The 16,932-nt window shown below is 52.5% G+C and carries 15 protein-coding genes; 13 read left to right on the top strand and 2 right to left on the bottom strand.

Going from position 1 to position 16,932, the window contains the following annotated elements:
- Positions 1-75 precede the first annotated feature (75 nt).
- The 7 genes from HC248_RS10390 to HC248_RS10360 all read left to right on the top strand — a co-directional run bounded on the left by HC248_RS10390 (position 76) and on the right by HC248_RS10360 (position 4,929).
- Positions 76-408, top strand: a complete 333-nt coding sequence (locus HC248_RS10390) for a YbaB/EbfC family nucleoid-associated protein (RefSeq protein WP_168922410.1) — start codon at positions 76-78, stop codon at positions 406-408.
- A gap of 1 nt (position 409) precedes the next feature.
- Positions 410-1,036 (top strand): recombination mediator RecR, encoded by a 627-nt coding sequence (recR, locus tag HC248_RS10385; protein ID WP_168922409.1) that lies wholly within the window; start codon positions 410-412, stop codon positions 1,034-1,036.
- A 40-nt stretch (positions 1,037-1,076) separates the two neighbouring features.
- A complete protein-coding gene (locus HC248_RS10380) occupies positions 1,077-1,490 on the top strand; it encodes an MAPEG family protein (protein WP_168922408.1) in 414 nt (137 codons plus the stop codon).
- A 270-nt stretch (positions 1,491-1,760) separates the two neighbouring features.
- Entirely contained in the window at positions 1,761-2,810 is a 1,050-nt protein-coding gene (locus HC248_RS10375) for an ABC transporter substrate-binding protein (RefSeq protein WP_168922407.1), read from the top strand.
- 81 nt (positions 2,811-2,891) lie between these two features.
- Positions 2,892-3,719 carry an ABC transporter ATP-binding protein gene (locus tag HC248_RS10370; RefSeq protein WP_168922406.1) on the top strand — a complete coding sequence of 276 codons (828 nt, stop codon included), beginning with the start codon at positions 2,892-2,894 and terminating at the stop codon, positions 3,717-3,719.
- A gap of 2 nt (positions 3,720-3,721) precedes the next feature.
- Positions 3,722-4,561 carry an ABC transporter permease gene (locus HC248_RS10365; protein WP_168922405.1) on the top strand — a complete coding sequence of 280 codons (840 nt, stop codon included), beginning with the start codon at positions 3,722-3,724 and terminating at the stop codon, positions 4,559-4,561.
- A 215-nt stretch (positions 4,562-4,776) separates the two neighbouring features.
- Positions 4,777-4,929, top strand: coding sequence for a DUF3096 domain-containing protein (locus tag HC248_RS10360; RefSeq protein WP_168922404.1), 153 nt, complete (start codon positions 4,777-4,779; stop codon positions 4,927-4,929).
- Between the two features lie 53 nt (positions 4,930-4,982).
- On the opposite strand, the gene HC248_RS10355 is transcribed toward HC248_RS10360, so the two are convergent.
- Positions 4,983-6,533, bottom strand: a complete 1,551-nt coding sequence (locus HC248_RS10355; protein WP_168922403.1) for a transglycosylase SLT domain-containing protein — start codon at positions 6,531-6,533, stop codon at positions 4,983-4,985.
- Positions 6,534-7,304 (bottom strand): hydroxyacylglutathione hydrolase, encoded by a 771-nt coding sequence (gene gloB / locus HC248_RS10350; protein WP_202882369.1) that lies wholly within the window; start codon positions 7,302-7,304, stop codon positions 6,534-6,536.
- A gap of 15 nt (positions 7,305-7,319) precedes the next feature.
- On the opposite strand from gloB, the gene HC248_RS10345 reads away from it, so the two are divergent.
- The 6 genes from HC248_RS10345 to HC248_RS10320 all read left to right on the top strand — a co-directional run bounded on the left by HC248_RS10345 (position 7,320) and on the right by HC248_RS10320 (position 16,917).
- The gene (locus HC248_RS10345; protein ID WP_202882368.1) at positions 7,320-8,138 is read left to right on the top strand and encodes a class I SAM-dependent methyltransferase; all 819 of its coding nucleotides are present in this window, start codon (positions 7,320-7,322) and stop codon (positions 8,136-8,138) included.
- An 86-nt stretch (positions 8,139-8,224) separates the two neighbouring features.
- The gene (gene rnhA, locus HC248_RS10340; protein ID WP_168922402.1) at positions 8,225-8,737 is read left to right on the top strand and encodes a ribonuclease HI; all 513 of its coding nucleotides are present in this window, start codon (positions 8,225-8,227) and stop codon (positions 8,735-8,737) included.
- Positions 8,738-8,917: 180 nt separating this feature from the next.
- On the top strand, positions 8,918-10,306 hold the full coding sequence (locus HC248_RS10335) for an efflux RND transporter periplasmic adaptor subunit (protein ID WP_168922401.1): 1,389 nt from the start codon (positions 8,918-8,920) through the stop codon (positions 10,304-10,306).
- A 57-nt stretch (positions 10,307-10,363) separates the two neighbouring features.
- Positions 10,364-13,507 (top strand): efflux RND transporter permease subunit, encoded by a 3,144-nt coding sequence (locus HC248_RS10330; RefSeq protein WP_168922400.1) that lies wholly within the window; start codon positions 10,364-10,366, stop codon positions 13,505-13,507.
- A gap of 549 nt (positions 13,508-14,056) precedes the next feature.
- Positions 14,057-16,228 carry a TonB-dependent receptor gene (locus tag HC248_RS10325; RefSeq protein WP_202882367.1) on the top strand — a complete coding sequence of 724 codons (2,172 nt, stop codon included), beginning with the start codon at positions 14,057-14,059 and terminating at the stop codon, positions 16,226-16,228.
- 8 nt (positions 16,229-16,236) lie between these two features.
- Positions 16,237-16,917: a Fe2+-dependent dioxygenase gene (locus HC248_RS10320; protein WP_168922398.1), complete on the top strand. Its 681-nt coding sequence runs from the start codon at positions 16,237-16,239 to the stop codon at positions 16,915-16,917.
- The last annotated feature ends 15 nt before the right edge of the window (positions 16,918-16,932 follow it).

The raw sequence follows: 16,932 nt of genomic DNA, 5'->3' as shown, positions 1-16,932 counted from the left end.
CAAACAGCAATCAACGCATAACGCGTGGCCGGCCCCGTCGACACGCAAGACCTATCACTCTTAAAAGGAAAAAACATGTTCAATAAAGGACAACTCGCCGGCCTCATGAAGCAGGCGCAGACCATGCAGGACAATCTTAAAAAAGCCCAGGACGAGCTCGCTTTCATCGAAGTAACTGCCGAATCCGGCTCCGGCTTGGTGAAAGTCACCATGACTTGCAAGCACGACGTTAAGCGCATCGAAATTGATCCTAGCTTGCTCACCGATGACAAAGACATGATTGAAGACTTGGTCGCCGCTGCCTTTAATGCCGCAGTCCGAAAGGCTGAAGAACTCAGCGCCGAAAAGCTAGGCAAGCTCACCGCTGGTATGCCTAGCCTGCCGGGTGGCATGAAAATGCCTTTCTGATTTGGCCGATTCCAATGCCCTTGAAGGCTTGGTACAGGCGCTGCGAAAACTCCCTGGTGTTGGCGTTAAATCGGCGGCACGTATGGCTTTTCATTTGCTCCAGCATGACCGGCATGCAGCACTGCAAATAGCCCGCGCGCTAGAGCATGCAGTCTCTAGCATCAAGCATTGCGATTTATGCAATACCTTGACAGAGCAGGACATTTGCCGCACTTGCTCAAACGCCCAACGTGATCGCAGCAAGCTGTGTGTGGTGGAAACGCCGGCCGATCAAGCCGCGCTAGAACGCACGCTGGCTTACCGCGGTCTTTACTTTGTGTTGATGGGCAAACTCAGTCCGCTAGACGGCATTGGTCCGCATGACATTGGCTTGCAAAAGCTGTTTGACCGGGTCGTTCCGAAAGACGACGCAGGTCTGCTCATGCCGGTCGAGAGTCGTGAGGTGCAAGAAGTTATTTTGGCGACCAACTTCACTGCAGAAGGTGAGGCCACAGCGCACGTGATTAGCCAAGCACTCAAAAGCCGCGGCGTACAAGTTACCCGGTTGGCCCGAGGTGTGCCTGTAGGTAGTGAGCTGGAATATGTGGATTTGGGCACGATTGCCCACGCGCTGGTTGACCGGCGTTAAAACCTAAAGCGTTTAAAGCGCAGTAAAAGGCTGGAAAAAAATGACCTTTAACCATTTCACTTGGGCTTATGGCTGTTTGCTATTGGCCGCACTGTTGCCCGTAGTGTGTGCTGGTATTTCGAAATACGGCACGTTTGGTAAGTCGCGCCAGCAAGGCGGCTATGACAACCACAACCCGCGCGCTTGGTTGGCGCTGCAAACCGACTGGCGAGCGCGCGCTAATTCAGCTCAGGCCAACACCCACGAGGCCTTGCCTTTCTTTTTTGCAGCCGTCATTGTTGCCCATCAATTGCAGGCCAGCCAGCCATTGGTAGACGCATTGGCCGTGGCTTTTTTAGTGCTGCGCGCCGGCTATATATTGGCCTATGTATCGGATAAGGCAAATTTGCGTTCAGCGATTTGGGCTTTAGGCCTGCTTGTCAATATTGCAATTTTGTTTGCGGGGTTTCGCTAAAAAGCTAACGGCTTTAGTCGGCGTTGGCATTGGCATTGGTTAAGGCGAGAGATGCGGTTTAAATGTAAGAGGATGGATTTCTTAATTAATAAGAGTACTTATTAATTCGTAGAGCCGGCTGAATTTCAGTCTTGGGTATAAACCCTCGCGGGATGATACCGATGTTTATTGCTTCTTCGGTGGTCTACGCTAGTAGTAATTCGTAAAGTATTGCGGCGTCTAAACGCTGCGGCTTCGCTTTTGCTACTTCCACCCGTAGAAGGACTCTCGATGAATGCATTTCCCTCTCTTTCCCGCCGTCGTTTTGCGGCTGGCGCTGCATTGGGTACTGCGGCATTGGCTTTGCCCAGACTGTATGCACAGCCCAAATTAGAAAAAAACAAGGTTTCTATTGCTGTCGGTGGTAAGGCCGGTTTTTACTATCTGCCGTTGACAATTGCTGAGCAGCTCGGCTACTTCAAGGCTGAGGGCCTAGATGTTGAAATTAGCGACTTTGCTGGTGGCTCGCGTGCCTTACAGGCCGTCGTCGGCGGCTCTGCTGATGTTTGCGCTGGTGCCTTTGAGCACACCGTTAATTTGCAGTCAAAAAACCAAATATTTCGCGCTTTTGTATTGATGGGTCGAGCGCCGCAGATCGCCTTTGGTGTGTCTTCTAAAACCATGACCGGCTTTAAGTCACTGGCCGATCTAAAGGGCAAGAAAATTGGTGTGTCTGCGCCGGGCTCTTCAACCAATATGATGGCGAATTTATTGCTCTCCCGAAGCGGTTTAAGCGCTTCAGATGTGAGCTTTATTGGCGTAGGCACCTCCGCTGGTGCACTCACGGCAATGCGTTCAGGACAAATTGACGCTATATGTAATATCGATCCAGTCATGACCATGCTGGAGCAAAAAGGCGATGTCAAAATTATCAGCGACACGCGTACCCTCAAGGGCACGTTAGATGTTTTTGGCGGCATGATGCCCGCCGCCTGTCTCTATGCTTCGCAAGAGTTTGTGGAGAAAAATCCCAACACTTGCCAAGCCATGGCCAACGCCATAGTGCACGGTCTGAAATGGCTGCAAACGGCCGGACCTGCGGACATCATCAAAACCGTGCCAGAGAGTTATTTGCTGGGCGATAGGGGCTTGTATTTGGCGGCATTTAATAAAGTCAGAGAGTCCATCTCGCTCGACGGCATCATGCCCGCAGAAGGACCACTCACAGCCCTTAAAGCACTGGAGAGTTTTGATTCCAAAATTAAGGCCGACAAAATTGATTTGAGTAAAACCTACACCAATGAATTCGCTAAACGGGCAAAGGATCGTTTTAAGGCTTAAGCTTTTTTCATATTTTTAGATGTTTTGGATTTGAACTTCCTTACTCTAGCCCTATCGTTTTCACGGATTTAGAGTGATTGCATGAATGAATTTGCACTGGAGTTGCAGGACGTTTCCTGTACATTTTTTTCAAACCCCAGGGTTAAAGGTCAACCTATTCAGCGCTACAACGCTGTGGGCGACACCACGTTACGCATTCGAGCTGGCGAGTTTGTCTCTTTGGTCGGGCCGACTGGCTGCGGCAAGTCAACATTGCTCAATATTGGTGCTGGTCTGCTCGCGCCATCGACTGGTAGCGTCAAGGTTTTTGGTGAACCACTAAACGGCATCAACACTCGGGCTGGCTATATGTTTCAGGCCGATGCGCTCATGCCTTGGCGAAGTGCGATTGACAACGTCATGGTCGGTCTGCAATACCGCGGTTTGCCAGATGAGGAGGCGCGCGCTCAAGCCCAGGCTTGGCTGGAGAGAGTTGGTCTAGGTAGTTTTGGTGAGCGCTATCCTCACGAGTTGTCTGGCGGCATGCGTAAGCGCTGCGCACTGGCGCAGGTGTTGGCTTTAGATCCGGATATTATTTTGATGGACGAGCCGTTTAGCGCGCTCGATATTCAAACCCGTCAGTTGATGGAAAACGAGGTGTTAGACCTTTGGGCAGCGAAGAAAAAAGCCGTGCTTTTTATCACCCACGATTTAGACGAGGCGATTGCCATGAGTGACCGTGTGGTGGTGCTGTCGGCTGGCCCGGCGACGCATCCGATTGGTGAGTTTGTGATTGATTTGCCTAGACCTCGCGATGTTTCCGAGTCGCGTATGCAGCCGCGCTTTGTGGAACTGCACACGCAGATCTGGGGGGTTCTCAGGGACGAAGTACTCAAGGGCTACGCCCAACAATTGACCAAGGCGGCTTGATCATGTGGCGTTTTATAAAACCTTCGAGTAGCAACCTGCGCGCTTGGCAATTCGGTTTGCTGGCGATTTTTTTAGTGACATGGCAAATTGTTTCGCTGGATAAGCAAGCCGCCTTTTTCATGGGCGAGCCGTTGCAAGTGGCCGGCCGTGTTTGGAGTTGGTTTATGCCGTTTGGGATTGCGCCCAACAGCTTGTTTCCCGACGGCTTGGACGGCCGCGCTGATATTTATATCCACCTAGGCACGACCTTGCTAGAGACCGTGCTGGCCTTTGGTATTGGCACCGGCTTGGGATTGGGCGCCGGTCTTTGGTTGGCTTTGGCGCCGACTGCGGGCGCAATTTTGGACCCCTACATCAAGGCGGCTAATTCCATGCCACGGGTAATTTTGGCGCCGATTTTTGCGCTTTGGTTTGGTCTTGGTATTTGGAGCAAGGTGGCGCTGGCCGTGACTTTGGTGTTCTTTATTGTTTTCTTTAACGTCTATCAAGGTGTGAAGGAAGTCAGTCCCGTGGTGCTTGCTAATGCGCGTATGTTGGGCGCGAATCAGCGTCAGTTGCTGCGCACGGTGTATTTGCCAAGCGCCACTAGCTGGGTGTTTTCCAGTTTGCACACCTCTGTGGGTCTGGCCTTTGTTGGCGCGGTAGTGGGTGAGTATTTGGGCTCTGCGCGTGGGGTGGGTTACTTGATTTTGCAGGCAGAAGGCACGTTTGATGTGAATACAGTGTTCGCTGGTATCGCCGTTTTAACGGCATGCGCTTTAGTGCTTGATGGGCTGGTGACTCGGGCGGAGAAAAAACTCATGCGTTGGCAACCGCGCAGCGGGACTACCCAAAGTCTGTAATGGTTTGAGCGCTGAGCGCTGACAACCTAAACTACTCAGCCACCTTTTGTTTTCGGCTTGCACTTGTGGCTTGAACTTGTGGCTTGCATTAGTGGCTTGCATTAGTGGCTGGTATTTGTGGCTTGAGCTTGTGGCTTGAGAATAAATTCCTGCTGTCCTACAGCTTGGGTTTGAGCACACCGCTAAAGTTTGTGTGTACAACCTAAGGAATGAATATGAACCTCTCCATGAGCATTGGCCCCATAGTCTCGCTGATAGCCGGTGTGCTGATTCTCGCCATGCCGCGTTTACTCAATTACATCGTTGCCATTTATCTGATCCTGATAGGACTTGTCGGTTTGTTTGGCGTCAGTGGCATACGAATCTAAAGACTTTTTTAGGCTAATTTTTTATTGGCGCTAAAGCTTGTGTAGAAACGGCTTTAGCGCCGTTTTCTTTTGCTCACGGCGTGTTTGCTGTGGGTTGATCTTGATGTTGCGCTTTGTGCTTTGATCGGCAAAAACACTATCACTTGGCTGCCCAACTTAAATTTGGCATCAGCCTTGACGTCGTTCCAGTCTGCGACGCTTGTTGCAGTCACGCTAAAGCGTTTGGCAATGCTGGCAACTGTCTCGCCTTTTCGCGCCTTGACACTGCTGCGGTGCGTGATAATTTCTGGTGCTAATGTCATCTGGCCGGTGTCGGCCACATGGCTGGTCACGTCATCATCCATTTTTGCTGAGCGTGGAACTAGCAGTGTCGAGCCAGCTTTAATCAACATACGCGGAGGAATATTGTTGATGGCGCGCAAATCGGCTTCTCGCATGCCGGTACGTCTGGCTGCATCTGAAGTGCTTAGCGTCAACGGTGCCGTCCAAGCTGTCCAGCTCGCGTATTGGCCCAGTGAATAGGCGTCGAAATTGCGTTGAAATACCGTCGCACTATCCCACGGCAGCAGTATTTGCGGCGTGCCTGCGGCCAGTATTACCGGCCGGTGCGCTGAAGGGTTGAGGGCTTTGAAGTCGGCAATATCCACATTCGCCAGCTTTGCCGCTAACGCCACATCAATGTCGCGGCTGATCTGAACTTGCTGGAAGTAGGGATGGTTTTCAATCAGCGGTAGCTCGGTCTTAAAGGCATCTGGATTGGCGATGATGTTCTTAATTGCCTGAAGCTTGGGCACATACAGCCGGGTTTCGGCGGGCATATTCAAGTCAAGATAACTGGTCCCGAGTCCGGCTTTTTGATTGCGCGCAATCGCCCGACTCACGCTGCCTTCGCCCCAGTTATAAGCGGCCAATGCCAAATGCCAGTCGCCAAACATGCCGTAGAGTTTTTGCAGGTAGTCTAGTGCTGCCCGGGTCGATGCCAGCACGTCGCGTCTGTCGTCGCGAAAAGCGTTTTGCTTGAGGTCAAAGTAACGCCCAGTAGCCGGCATGAATTGCCACATGCCGGCAGCGTTTGCGCTGGAGACCGCTTGCGGATTAAAGGCGCTTTCAATGAAAGGCAATAGCGCTAACTCAGTAGGCATCTGGCGGCGCTCTAACTCTTCAACCACATGAAACAGGTATTTGCTGGAACGCTCTGTCATGCGCGCAATATAGTCGGGACGACTCGCATACCACTGCTCGCGCTCGGTGACTTGTTCAGTTTGCAAGTCCGGCATCGCAAAGCCACGTCGAATACGCTCCCACAATTCCTTGGGCGGCTCGATTGAATAAATCGGTCTACCTATGATGCGGCCAGCAGTTATTTTTTGCAGTGGCCCGACTGGGATTAATGTAGGTACTGTTCGCGTTAAAGCCGCCTGGCTGGTCAGCACTGGATCAGATTCTAAAGCTGCTTGAAAGCTGGTTTTATCTGGTTGCGTAGCGCAGCCAGCAAGGCCTGCTAGCAGCAGTGCAAAGAATGGCGTTAGCAAACGGGTCAATGCTTTGTTTGAGAATTTCTGGGTGCTTGTGGACCAGTTGCCAAACGTAAATTTTGTTGTCATTTAAAAATTATTTTTCAACTGCCTGATCACGGCGAATACAGAAATGTCGTCTTGCGCCGAGGCGTCAACTCGTTTCGCTAGGGCTTGCAGTACTGGCTCACGAGTGCGTAAAAATGGGTTAATACTCAACTCCATTCCCATGGTGCTGGGTAAGGTTGGTTTGCCAGCTTCTCGCAATGCCATGCATTGTGACTGGTATTGAGATAGTTGAGTATTTTCGGGCTCCACGCTGCAAGCAAAGCGTAAATTACTCAAGGTGTATTCGTGGGCACAGCAGACTCGCGTGGCGGCTGGCAAAAGGGCAAGTTTGTCTAACGACGCCAACATTTGGGCTGGCGTGCCTTCAAACAAACGACCGCAACCGCCGGAAAAAAGCGTGTCGCCACAAAAAAGTATCGGTAAGCCATCCATGTTGTGGGAGTAAAACGCAATGTGACCAGAGGTGTGACCGGGCACATCGATGACGGAAAACTCCAGTCCAAGTCCAACAACTGTGTCGCCTTCCTTAAGCGGCGTGCAGGGCTGGGGCATGATTTCGTTGGCCGCGCCATAGACTTTTGCACCGCTGGCTTGGCGTAATTCATCGACGCCGCCGCAGTGGTCCATGTGATGATGGGTGAGTAGAATTGTTTCTAGCTGCAAATTTTGACTCTTGAGTATTTGCAGCACCGGCTCAGCCTGACCTGGATCGACGATCAGGGCGCGCTTGCCGTCGTGCAACATCCAAATGTAGTTGTCGTTGAAGGCTGGAATGGGAATCAGATTAAACATGCGGTGGTCCCTGATATGAAGTCTCAAATTATAGATTTGTCCGATTGGCTTAAGACGCCGCCTGGCGAGTACTTGCTGGCCTGGGAGCGTGAGCAGTTCGATGCGGCTGTCAGTGACGTGTTCGGCTTTCATGCTTTGCAGCTAGGCTTGCCTGAGCTGCCTGCGCTGCGTGCCAATCGAATGCCGCATCGCTGGCTTTCAACGCCAACAATCACGTTAACACCTAACCGAGAAACGCTAAAAACTACGACCGCAGTGTCTGCACTAGGTTCCCCGCTTGAGGCTGCATTTGTTTGCGATGCTGCGGCTTTACCTTTTCCTTCGGCCAGTTTGGACCTAGTCGCGCTGCCGCATACCTTAGAGCTTAGCGACGATCCGCATAGCGCTTTGCGTGAGGTCGAGCGGGTCTTGGTGCCCGAAGGTCGGGTTGTGATTTGCGGGCTCAACCCAACTAGCTTGTGGGGCATGCGCCAGCGCCGCGCACATTTTTATAGCCGCTTAGGCTATGACAGTTTGTTTTTGCCACAGGCTGGCGATTTCATTGGTTACTGGCGGCTGCGTGACTGGCTTAGACTGCTCGATTTTGAGGTAGAGTCGGCAAGCTTTGGCTGCTATAGACCGGCCTTGACCAGTCCTAAGTGGTTGTCTCGTTTTGAGTGGATGGATACGCTGGGCCCACGCTGGTGGCCGATTTTTGGCGCTGTCTATTTCGTCGTTGCGGTTAAGCGCGTGCCCGGGGCCAGACTACTGGGTCAGACTTGGAAAAAGCGTAAGGCGCTCAGCGCAGTACCGGCTGTAGCAGCGAGCCGTGGACACAAGGTCAGTCAGCGCTAATTCTTGGCGTAACGCTAGGTAGCGTTGTTTGTCCAAGCTGACAGCGCTTTAAAGCATTTTTTAATCTGTTTGAATCAATATTATTTATGAACCATCTGGCCGTAAACCCAGCACCGCAAACGCCGCCTGTAAGTACGGCAGCTCCCGCTCTAGACCGGGTAGTAATTTACACCGATGGCGCTTGCAAAGGTAACCCCGGACCGGGCGGCTGGGGCGCCATTCTCAGCGCACCGGGTTTTGAAAAAGAAATTTTCGGTGGCGAGTTAGGCACAACCAACAATCGCATGGAAATGATGGCCGTGATAGAAGCTTTGAGCGCGCTTAAGCGTCCTTGCAGTGTCACGCTTTATCTCGACAGCGAGTATGTGCGCAAGGGCATTACCGAGTGGATTCACGGCTGGAAAGCTAGGGGCTGGCGCACAGCGGCGAAAGCGCCGGTGAAAAATGTCGATCTGTGGCAGCGCCTTGATGCTTTGATCAGCAGTAGCAGTCACAAAATCGAATGGCGTTGGGTCAAGGGGCATGCGGGTGACCCCGGTAATGAGCGCGCCGACGGTTTGGCTAATAAGGGCGTGGAGCGCGCCTTGGGTCGAATATAGGGCGTGCATAGGGTAGATTTAATGCCGGTTTAGTTGGGTTTAGTTGGGTTTAGGACGGTTTTAAATCCAGGCTTTATCAATCCTAAAAGCACACAAATAATACGTATACTTACTTTTTTGGGCTTGCTGGTTGTGGGTTTTGAATCTGTCCAGCTTAACTTTTAACTGTGCAATTATTTAATGGCTTCCAAAGCAATTTACACGCTGATTGCGTTTACCGGCGTAGCGCTTGCTTCTGCTGTGGCTTGGTCACTCCAGCGCTCCCAAGCACCGGTTAGTAGTGCAAGCACAATTGCCGCCGCAACGGCAAGCAGTGCCGCTGCGGGCACTGCCCCCAGCGCTGGCAAACCGCCAACCGTGGAAGCGGCCAAGGTTGAATTCGCCAGATTAAGTGAGGAAGCTCAGGCCATAGGTAGCTTGCGTTCGCGCCGCGGTGTGGTGCTCAGGCCCGAGGTCAGTGGGAGGGTTACCCAATTGAACTTCGTTGACGGTCAGCGTGTGCGCAAGGGTCAACTGATGGTGCAACTGGACGACCAGTTGCAGCAGGCTCAGGTGCAGCAAAGCCAAGCTGAGTTGTCTATTGCAAAAGCAAATCAAAAACGCAATCAAGAATTAGTTGAGCAAGGCTTCATCAGTCAGCGCTCCTTAGACGAAAGCTCGGCTAATTTGCAAGTCGCCCAAGCCAAGCTGGCCTTGTCACTAGCTGCCGCTGCGCGCTTAAAGATACTTGCGCCTTTCGATGGCATTGCCGGCATACGTTTGGTTAATGTGGGCGACTATCTCAAGGACGGCGCGGACATCATCAATATCGAAGATATTGATGCGGTGTTTGTTGACTTTCGTTTGCCCGAACGCTTTCAAAACAAGCTCAAAAATGGTCAGACAGCTTTGCTCAATATAGATGCGCTGCAAGGTGAGAAATTCACCGCCACGATAGCGGCGATAGATCCGCTGATTGACGCTAATGGACGCTCAGTAAGTGTGCGGGCCTGTATTGACAACCGCCGATTGCAACTGCGCCCGGGTATGTTTGCCCGGGTCAACACGGTGTTTGCGGTACGCGAGCAAGCCATGGTGATTCCTGAAGAAGCATTGCTGCCGCAGGGCGGGCGCCAGTTTGTGATTCGTCTGGTTGACAAAGCCGGGCAGGGCGAGCCGGGCCAATCGCCTAAGTCTGGACAAGTCTCACAACGAGTAGAAGTCAAGCTCGGTCTGCGCAGCCCAGGCCGGGTGGAAATTTTGCAGGGGCTTGAGACGGGTGATACGGTGGTCACCACCGGTCAGCAACGCTTGACGCGCGATGGTATGGCAGTCGCTGTAGTGGATGTGGCCGCGCGCGCCGCGCGCTCGGGCCTTGCCGGGCCTTCGGCTCTAGCTTCTGCTGCACTTGCGCCCGGCGGTGTGAGTCAATCCCAGTCAGCACAAAAAAATGAATCTAAAAACATCTTAGACAACCAAGCCAAGTCAGATACCAAGGCGGACAAAAACGTATTAGAAGGCGCGACTTTAAAACTGCTTTCTAAAGCGCTTAAACCCGTCGGAACTAACCCCTGCAAATTGCCGGCTTAATGCCTTGATGGCTGGATGGCTTGACGTTTAGTAAACCCACTGACACTGTGACACGCTATGCAACTCGCTGAAGTCTCTATCCGCCGGCCGGTGTTCGCCACCGTGCTCTCGCTGCTCATATTGCTGATTGGTATGGTGAGTTTTAACCGCCTCAATGTGCGCGAGTATCCCAAGATAGATGAGCCAGTTGTCACTGTGAGCGTGAACTATTCGGGCGCTTCTGCCGAAGTCATTGAGTCGCAGGTAACCAAACCGCTAGAGGACTCGATTGCCGGCATCGACGGCGTTGACGTGATCACCTCAATTAGCCGCGCCGAGCAAGCCCAGATCAGTGTGCGTTTTAGATTGGAAAAAGATGCAGATTCAGCCGCTGCCGAAGTGCGCGACCGTACCTCCCGAGTGCGCAATAAACTACCGCAAACCATAGACGAGCCTGTCATTGCCAAGGTCGAGGCGGATGCTTTTCCGGTGATGCAGATTGCTTTTTCCAGCGAGTCTATGACGCCGCTGCAAATCACTGACTTGGTCAACCGCATCGTTAAACCGCGCCTGCAAACCGTTACCGGCGTAGCCGATGTGCGCATTTATGGTGAACGCAAATACGCCATGCGGGTGTGGTTAGACAGCGACCGACTGGCGGCTTACCGCTTGACCACGCAAGATGTTGAAGACGCGATACGTCGCAACAACTTAGAGCTGCCCGCCGGCCGGATTGAGTCGCGTCAGCGGGAGTTTAGTGTTACCTCGCAAACCTTTTTGATTAAGCCGGCGCAGTTTGCCGACATCGTGGTCAAGTCTGTCAATGGTTTTGGGATCAAGATTCGCGATGTTGCAAGGGTAGAGGAAGCGCCTGCCGATGAGCGTACTGCCGTGCGTTTGAATGGCCGCTCGGCAGTCGCCATTGGAGTGATTCGTCAAGCCACTGCCAATCCCTTGGACTTATCCCGCGGTGTGCAGGCCGCGCTGCCCAAATTAAGAGCAGATTTGCCGCCTGAAATTTTGGTCGATATTGCCAACGACACCTCGGTCTTTATTGACCGTTCGGTAAGCAATGTCTACCGCACGATTGTCGAAGCTGTGGTCTTGGTAGCGCTGGTAATTTTTGTTTTTCTGCGCACGCCGCGTGCCTCCATCATTCCCATCATCACGATTCCGGTTAGCCTGATTGGCACTTTTACGCTGATGTCGTTAGCCGGTTTTTCAATTAATACATTGACATTGCTTGCGCTGGTGCTGGCTATTGGGCTGGTGGTTGATGACGCTATCGTGATGCTAGAGAACATTTTTCGCCACATCGAAGAAGGCATGGACCCGTTTTCAGCCGGCATAAAGGGTGCGCGTGAAATCGGTTTTGCCATCATCACCATGACGGCGACTTTGGTCGCCGTGTATGCGCCGCTGGCTTTCACGCCCGGCCGTACCGGGCGTTTGTTTGTGGAGTTTGCGCTGGCGTTGGCCGGTGCGGTGGTGGTCTCGGGTTTTGTCGCGCTGACGCTCACGCCTATGCTGTGCACTCAATTGCTCAAACATAATCCCAAGCCAAACCGCTTTGACCGCGGCATGGAGCGCGTGTTGACAGCTATGTCAGAGCGCTATGGCCAAGCTTTACGCTGGTTGGTGACGGCGCGCTATCAAAAGCCGGCTGAAAAATCGGGCTTACCGTCGCGTGTCATGACTTGGCTACTTCAGGCGCGTTGGCTAGTGCTAGCTGTGATGCTGCTCAGTGCGCTGGCGATTGTTCTGGTTTATCCGACCATGAAGTCAGAGTTGTCCCCACTAGAAGACCGGGGCGTGATTCTGGCCACCGTCAATGCACCCGACGGCGCGACGCTGGCTTACACCGACCGTTACGCGCAGGCGCTAGAAAAGCTAGGCCAGCCGTTTCCAGAGTTTGACCGTATCTATGCCAGTGTTGGTAACCCCACAGTAGGCCAAGCCAGTGTGGTTTACCGCACGGTTGATTGGGATCTGCGTAAACGCACCACGCAAGAAATGGCGTGCGAGTTAGCACCAAAATTCAATGCTTTGCCGGGCGTGACTGCGTATCCGATTACACCGCCTTCACTCGGACAGGGGTTTCGTGAGCGGCCGCTGAACTTTGTGATTCAGACCTCGGACAGCTATCAAAACCTCAATGCTGCCGTGCGTCAGATGTTGGACGAGATAGCCAAAAATCCCGGCATAGTTTCGGCCGATGTTGATTTGCGCTTGAATAAGCCAGAACTACGAATCGAAGTGGAGCGCGACAAAGCTGGTGATTTAGGGGTGAGTGTCGATGCAGTCGCTAAAGCGATTGAGACCTTGCTAGGCGGGCGCAATGTCACACGTTACAAACGCGGTGCTGAGCAATACGATGTGATTGTTCAGACCCAAGCCAGTGGCCGAACCACGCCAGAGGATATAGACCGGATTTATGTGCGCGGCCGCAACGAGGCCATGGTTCCACTCTCGGCTTTAGTCAAAGTCAGCGAGAACGTCTCGCCGCGAGAGCTCAATCACTTCGGTCAGCGCCGCTCGGTATCTATCACCGCCAGTTTGTCGCCGGACTATTCTTTGGGCGAGGCGCTCAAATTTATGAATCTCACCGCCGCCAAGGTGCTCAAAAGCGGCTACAGCACGGATTTGAACGGCACCTCGCGTGAGTTTCGAAATTCTCAGGGTGCGTTAGCGATTGTGTTTGTGTTGGCGTTATTGTTTATTTTCTTGGTCCTAGCTGCGCAGTTTGAAAGCTTTATTGATCCGCTGGTCATCATGCTGTCCGTGCCGCTGTCTATGGTGGGTGCGCTGTTTGCGCTTAAGTGGAGCGGCGGATCGCTTAATGTGTATTCTCAAATCGGCCTGATCACGCTGGTGGGTTTGATCACCAAGCACGGCATTTTGATTGTGGAATTCACCAACCAATTGCGCGGCGATGGCATGGAGATGATTGATGCGCTGGTGAAAGCCTCAAGCCAGCGGCTGCGCCCGATTTTGATGACAACCGGCGCCATGGTGCTGGGGGCTGTGCCACTTGCCTTGGCCCACGGGGCTGGCGCGGAGAGCCGGATTCAAATCGGTTGGGTGATTGTGGGCGGCATGTCACTGGGTACCTTGCTGACTATTTTCGTCGTGCCGACCATGTACACGCTGTTTGCACGCAAGGCAATCCCCGGGGCTAACAAAGCGCTGGTTAGGGAGGCGGTGCAAGGGCATGGCGCGTAAAACCGAGGGTCAGTTTTGTCTTTACCTAGCCTTTTAGAAGGCGTGAAGCGTATGCCAAATTTTGACTAAGCGGCATTGCTTGTCTTGCGAAGTTTTCTCATCAATCTAGCCGAAGCTAGTTCGTTCTGAATGCTGTCTTCACGGGCTGTCCAGCACTGCTCTAGGTGCTTTTTGTTTGAGTCTTTAATCGCTGCGCGCTGACAGTTTTCCTGTCTCAATTAACCAACTTAATTTTATTTTTGGCGCAATCTTGCACGCCAACGCGGCGCATCGCTGATGCCAAGCCGCCCAATTCCCTGGATGTTTTTCAATATTTGCTGAGGCTGTTGTCAACGCTATCTTCGGCTGGACGCTGGCCGGTCGGTTACCTTATGTAGCAATAGAGTGTTGATATTTGATGGAATTTAAGCTTTTGTAAGTTTGGCGTCATACATAATACTAATGCGAATCAATCTTATTCAAAGATAACAATTCTTAATAAAGCATTTAAATCCGATGACAAAACCTAAAGCTTGCTTCCGATTACGCTCACCACAAAGACTACATCTCTTGCACGCCATTGCCATTGCGACAAGCGCTTTAGCCATCACGGAAAGTGTCACCGCGCAAGAAAGTACTACGGCTCGCAGAGCAGTCGCTGCGCCCAAGTTAGGTGAAGTTAATATCATCGACTTTCGCGGTCAGCAGGTCGATAGCTTGAAGTACACCCGCTCTCTAAAGGACACGCCGCGCATTATTTCTGTATTGCCTAGCGACTTGCTTGAAGAGCAAAACGTCACTTCTTTAAAGGATGCTTTGCGCAATATTCCTGGCATTAGCTTGCAAGCCGGTGAAGGCAATCCGCCCGGTGGCGATCAACTCAAGATTCGCGGTTTTAATGCGCGTGATGATATCAATGTCAACGGTACGCGCGACTTGGGTAACTACTTTCGTGATCCTTTCTACATTGACCAGCTGGAGGTGGTGAAAGGCCCGAACTCAGCGTTTTCTGGACGCGGATCAGCTGGCGGCACGATTAACTTTGTGACTAAAAAACCCAGCTTGGAAGCCTTTAACCGCGCTGAAGTAAGCGCAGGTAGTGATAACTACTTTCGCGCCACGGCCGATTTGAATCGACCCTTGAGTGAAGACAGCGCGGTGCGTATCAACCTCATGACGCATAGTTCCGACATACCAGGCCGCGATGTCGCCGACGAAAGTCGCTACGGCTTGTATGCCGCTTACACATGGGGTTTTAACGGTCCAACCCAGATCACAGCTGATTTTTTGCACACTCAGCAAAACGATATTCCAGATGCCGGCTTACCAATGGATCGCGGCAATGTGTTGGGCAACGGCGGCGTCTTGCCGCCGGGACTGAACTTCAACAACTTTTATGGCCATACCGACGACTATAAAAAAGTCTCGGTTAACAACCTGGGTTTGACTGTGCAGCACAGCTTTAATTCGGGTCTGGTGCTGCGCAACCAGACGCGTTTAAGCCGGGTTGGCAACGATTCGGTTACCTCCTCACCACGGATTGTTGACGCAACCACCGCACGCGGTGATACCAAGCCTCGTGACCAGACGGACAAGGGCTTTAATAACCAAACCGACTTGCTGTTTAGTTTTGCTACCGGCAGCGTCCAGCACGATATGGTGACGGGTCTGGAGCTGTCGCAGTACAGCTACTCCAACCAACGTCGTCGAGACACCAAAGGCCCAAGCACTTCGCTTTACAACCCCGCCCAACGTGTGATTGGCGCGGCTGCGCCGGTCTATGACGGCTCGCTCTACCGCTTCGAGACTAAAGATGTTGGCGTCTACGTTTTGGATACGCTGGCACTTTCACCAAAATGGGAATTAAGTCTAGGTGGGCGTTGGGACCGTGTAGATGCAACAGCCGTGCGCAGCGGTTTTACTGGCGCCAATGTTGCTTCTAACACCACGCATCAACGCCAAGATGAGGTGTTTAGTTACAGCATGGGTATGGTCTACAAACTCAATCCCGCGACCTCGCTTTATGCTGCTTATGGCAGTGCTTTCAACGTCGCAGGCTCTTTTGACCGCAACCAAGTGCAACTCGCTGGCGGCGGCGCTACTGAGGCGATTGTGGGTGCAGGCTTTAATACGCCGCCCGAAAAAGTCAATTCGATTGAGCTCGGTGCTAAGTGGGATATTGGCTCAAACCTCGACCTCAACGTGGCGGTGTTTCGCACCGAAACTTCAGAAGGTCGGTTTCCCGCAGCAGTTGCTGGTGATGTAACCATTCCTAATGTTGGCTACCACATCAATGGCTTTGAAGTGCTGGCAGCAGGTAACGTCACCAAGCGCTGGAAGCTCTATAGCGGCTACACATTTTTGCAGTCTCGCGTGACGTCTTCACCCGCCAACTCTTTTGCGGTGGGTCAAGAGCTGGGCGGCACGCCCAAGCATTCATTCAATATCTTCAGTACTTACGACGTGAATCAACGTTGGACTTTAGGCGGTGGTTTGCAGTACGTGGATGAGCAAACCAGTGGTGTTCAGCCGGGACCTACGGGCAGATTAAAGGTAAATATTCCTAGCTACACAGTGGCGGATTTGTATGCGACTTACAAATTTTCACCCCGTACGCAGCTGCGCTTAAATCTCTATAACGCTTTCGATAAGCGCTACATACAACAACTAGCTGAAGGCGGTGCCCAAGGCATTCCGGGCAAAGGGCGACAACTGATTGCCACCTTGCGCTACGACTTTTAAAGTAAAACATGCTGCTAACGCTAGAAAACTTGTTGACCAGCCAAGAGTTGGACACAGTACGTGCCCAACTCGTCAACGCACCTTGGGCGAGCGGCTTGAGCGCCGGGCCGCAAGCCCTTGCGGTCAAGCACAACTTGCAACTGCCCGATAGTTTTAGCGGCTTGGCCTTGCTGCGGCAAACAGTGATGCGGGCTCTTAACCGCTCAGCGTTGCTGATGTCGGCGGCACTTCCTTTTAAAGTGATACCGCCCAACTTCAACCGCTACACCAGCGAGCACAGCCACTACGGCTGGCATAGCGACAGCACCTTGCGCTATCAGCCAGACGGCAGTGTGCTGCGTACCGATATTTCTGCAACGCTGTTTTTATCCGACCCAGCTAGCTACGACGGTGGTGAGCTGTGCATCCAAGACACGCATGGTAAGAAGCGCATCAAGCTAACGGCTGGAAGCTTGGTGATTTATCCGTCAGGCTCTATCCACGAAGTCACGCCTGTCACTCGTGGTGAGCGCTTAGGCTGCTATCTTTTTATGCAAAGCGTTGTCAAGGACACCGAATGCCGGCGTCAGCTCTACGAGATGGACATGGCCTTGATGGATTTACGCCAGCGCTTCGGTGAAAAAGACCCCGCGCTTGTTCGCTTGACCGGTCTTTACAACAATTTGTTGCGGCGCTGGTCTGAGTGTTAAATGCTTGGTTAGCTA

Origin of the sequence: Polaromonas vacuolata (assembly GCF_012584515.1) — a bacterium.
GTDB classification, from domain to species: Bacteria; Pseudomonadota; Gammaproteobacteria; order Burkholderiales; family Burkholderiaceae_C; genus Polaromonas; species Polaromonas vacuolata.
The sequence above is the reverse complement of the archived record's forward strand: the minus strand, read 5'-3'. Positions and strand labels throughout refer to the sequence as shown.

What these genes read in the sequence shown, in the direction of transcription:
- HC248_RS10390 (WP_168922410.1), top strand. Translation starts at nt 76, where the DNA reads ATGTTCAATAAAGGACAACTCGCCGGCCTCATGAAGCAGGCGCAGACC.
- HC248_RS10380 (WP_168922408.1), top strand. Translation starts at nt 1,077, where the DNA reads ATGACCTTTAACCATTTCACTTGGGCTTATGGCTGTTTGCTATTGGCC.
- HC248_RS10375 (WP_168922407.1), top strand. Translation starts at nt 1,761, where the DNA reads ATGAATGCATTTCCCTCTCTTTCCCGCCGTCGTTTTGCGGCTGGCGCT.
- HC248_RS10370 (WP_168922406.1), top strand. Translation starts at nt 2,892, where the DNA reads ATGAATGAATTTGCACTGGAGTTGCAGGACGTTTCCTGTACATTTTTT.
- HC248_RS10365 (WP_168922405.1), top strand. Translation starts at nt 3,722, where the DNA reads ATGTGGCGTTTTATAAAACCTTCGAGTAGCAACCTGCGCGCTTGGCAA.
- HC248_RS10360 (WP_168922404.1), top strand. Translation starts at nt 4,777, where the DNA reads ATGAACCTCTCCATGAGCATTGGCCCCATAGTCTCGCTGATAGCCGGT.
- HC248_RS10355 (WP_168922403.1), bottom strand. Translation starts at nt 6,533, where the DNA reads ATGACAACAAAATTTACGTTTGGCAACTGGTCCACAAGCACCCAGAAA.
- gloB (WP_202882369.1), bottom strand. Translation starts at nt 7,304, where the DNA reads ATGTTTAATCTGATTCCCATTCCAGCCTTCAACGACAACTACATTTGG.
- HC248_RS10345 (WP_202882368.1), top strand. Translation starts at nt 7,320, where the DNA reads ATGAAGTCTCAAATTATAGATTTGTCCGATTGGCTTAAGACGCCGCCT.
- rnhA (WP_168922402.1), top strand. Translation starts at nt 8,225, where the DNA reads ATGAACCATCTGGCCGTAAACCCAGCACCGCAAACGCCGCCTGTAAGT.
- HC248_RS10335 (WP_168922401.1), top strand. Translation starts at nt 8,918, where the DNA reads ATGGCTTCCAAAGCAATTTACACGCTGATTGCGTTTACCGGCGTAGCG.
- HC248_RS10330 (WP_168922400.1), top strand. Translation starts at nt 10,364, where the DNA reads ATGCAACTCGCTGAAGTCTCTATCCGCCGGCCGGTGTTCGCCACCGTG.
- HC248_RS10320 (WP_168922398.1), top strand. Translation starts at nt 16,237, where the DNA reads ATGCTGCTAACGCTAGAAAACTTGTTGACCAGCCAAGAGTTGGACACA.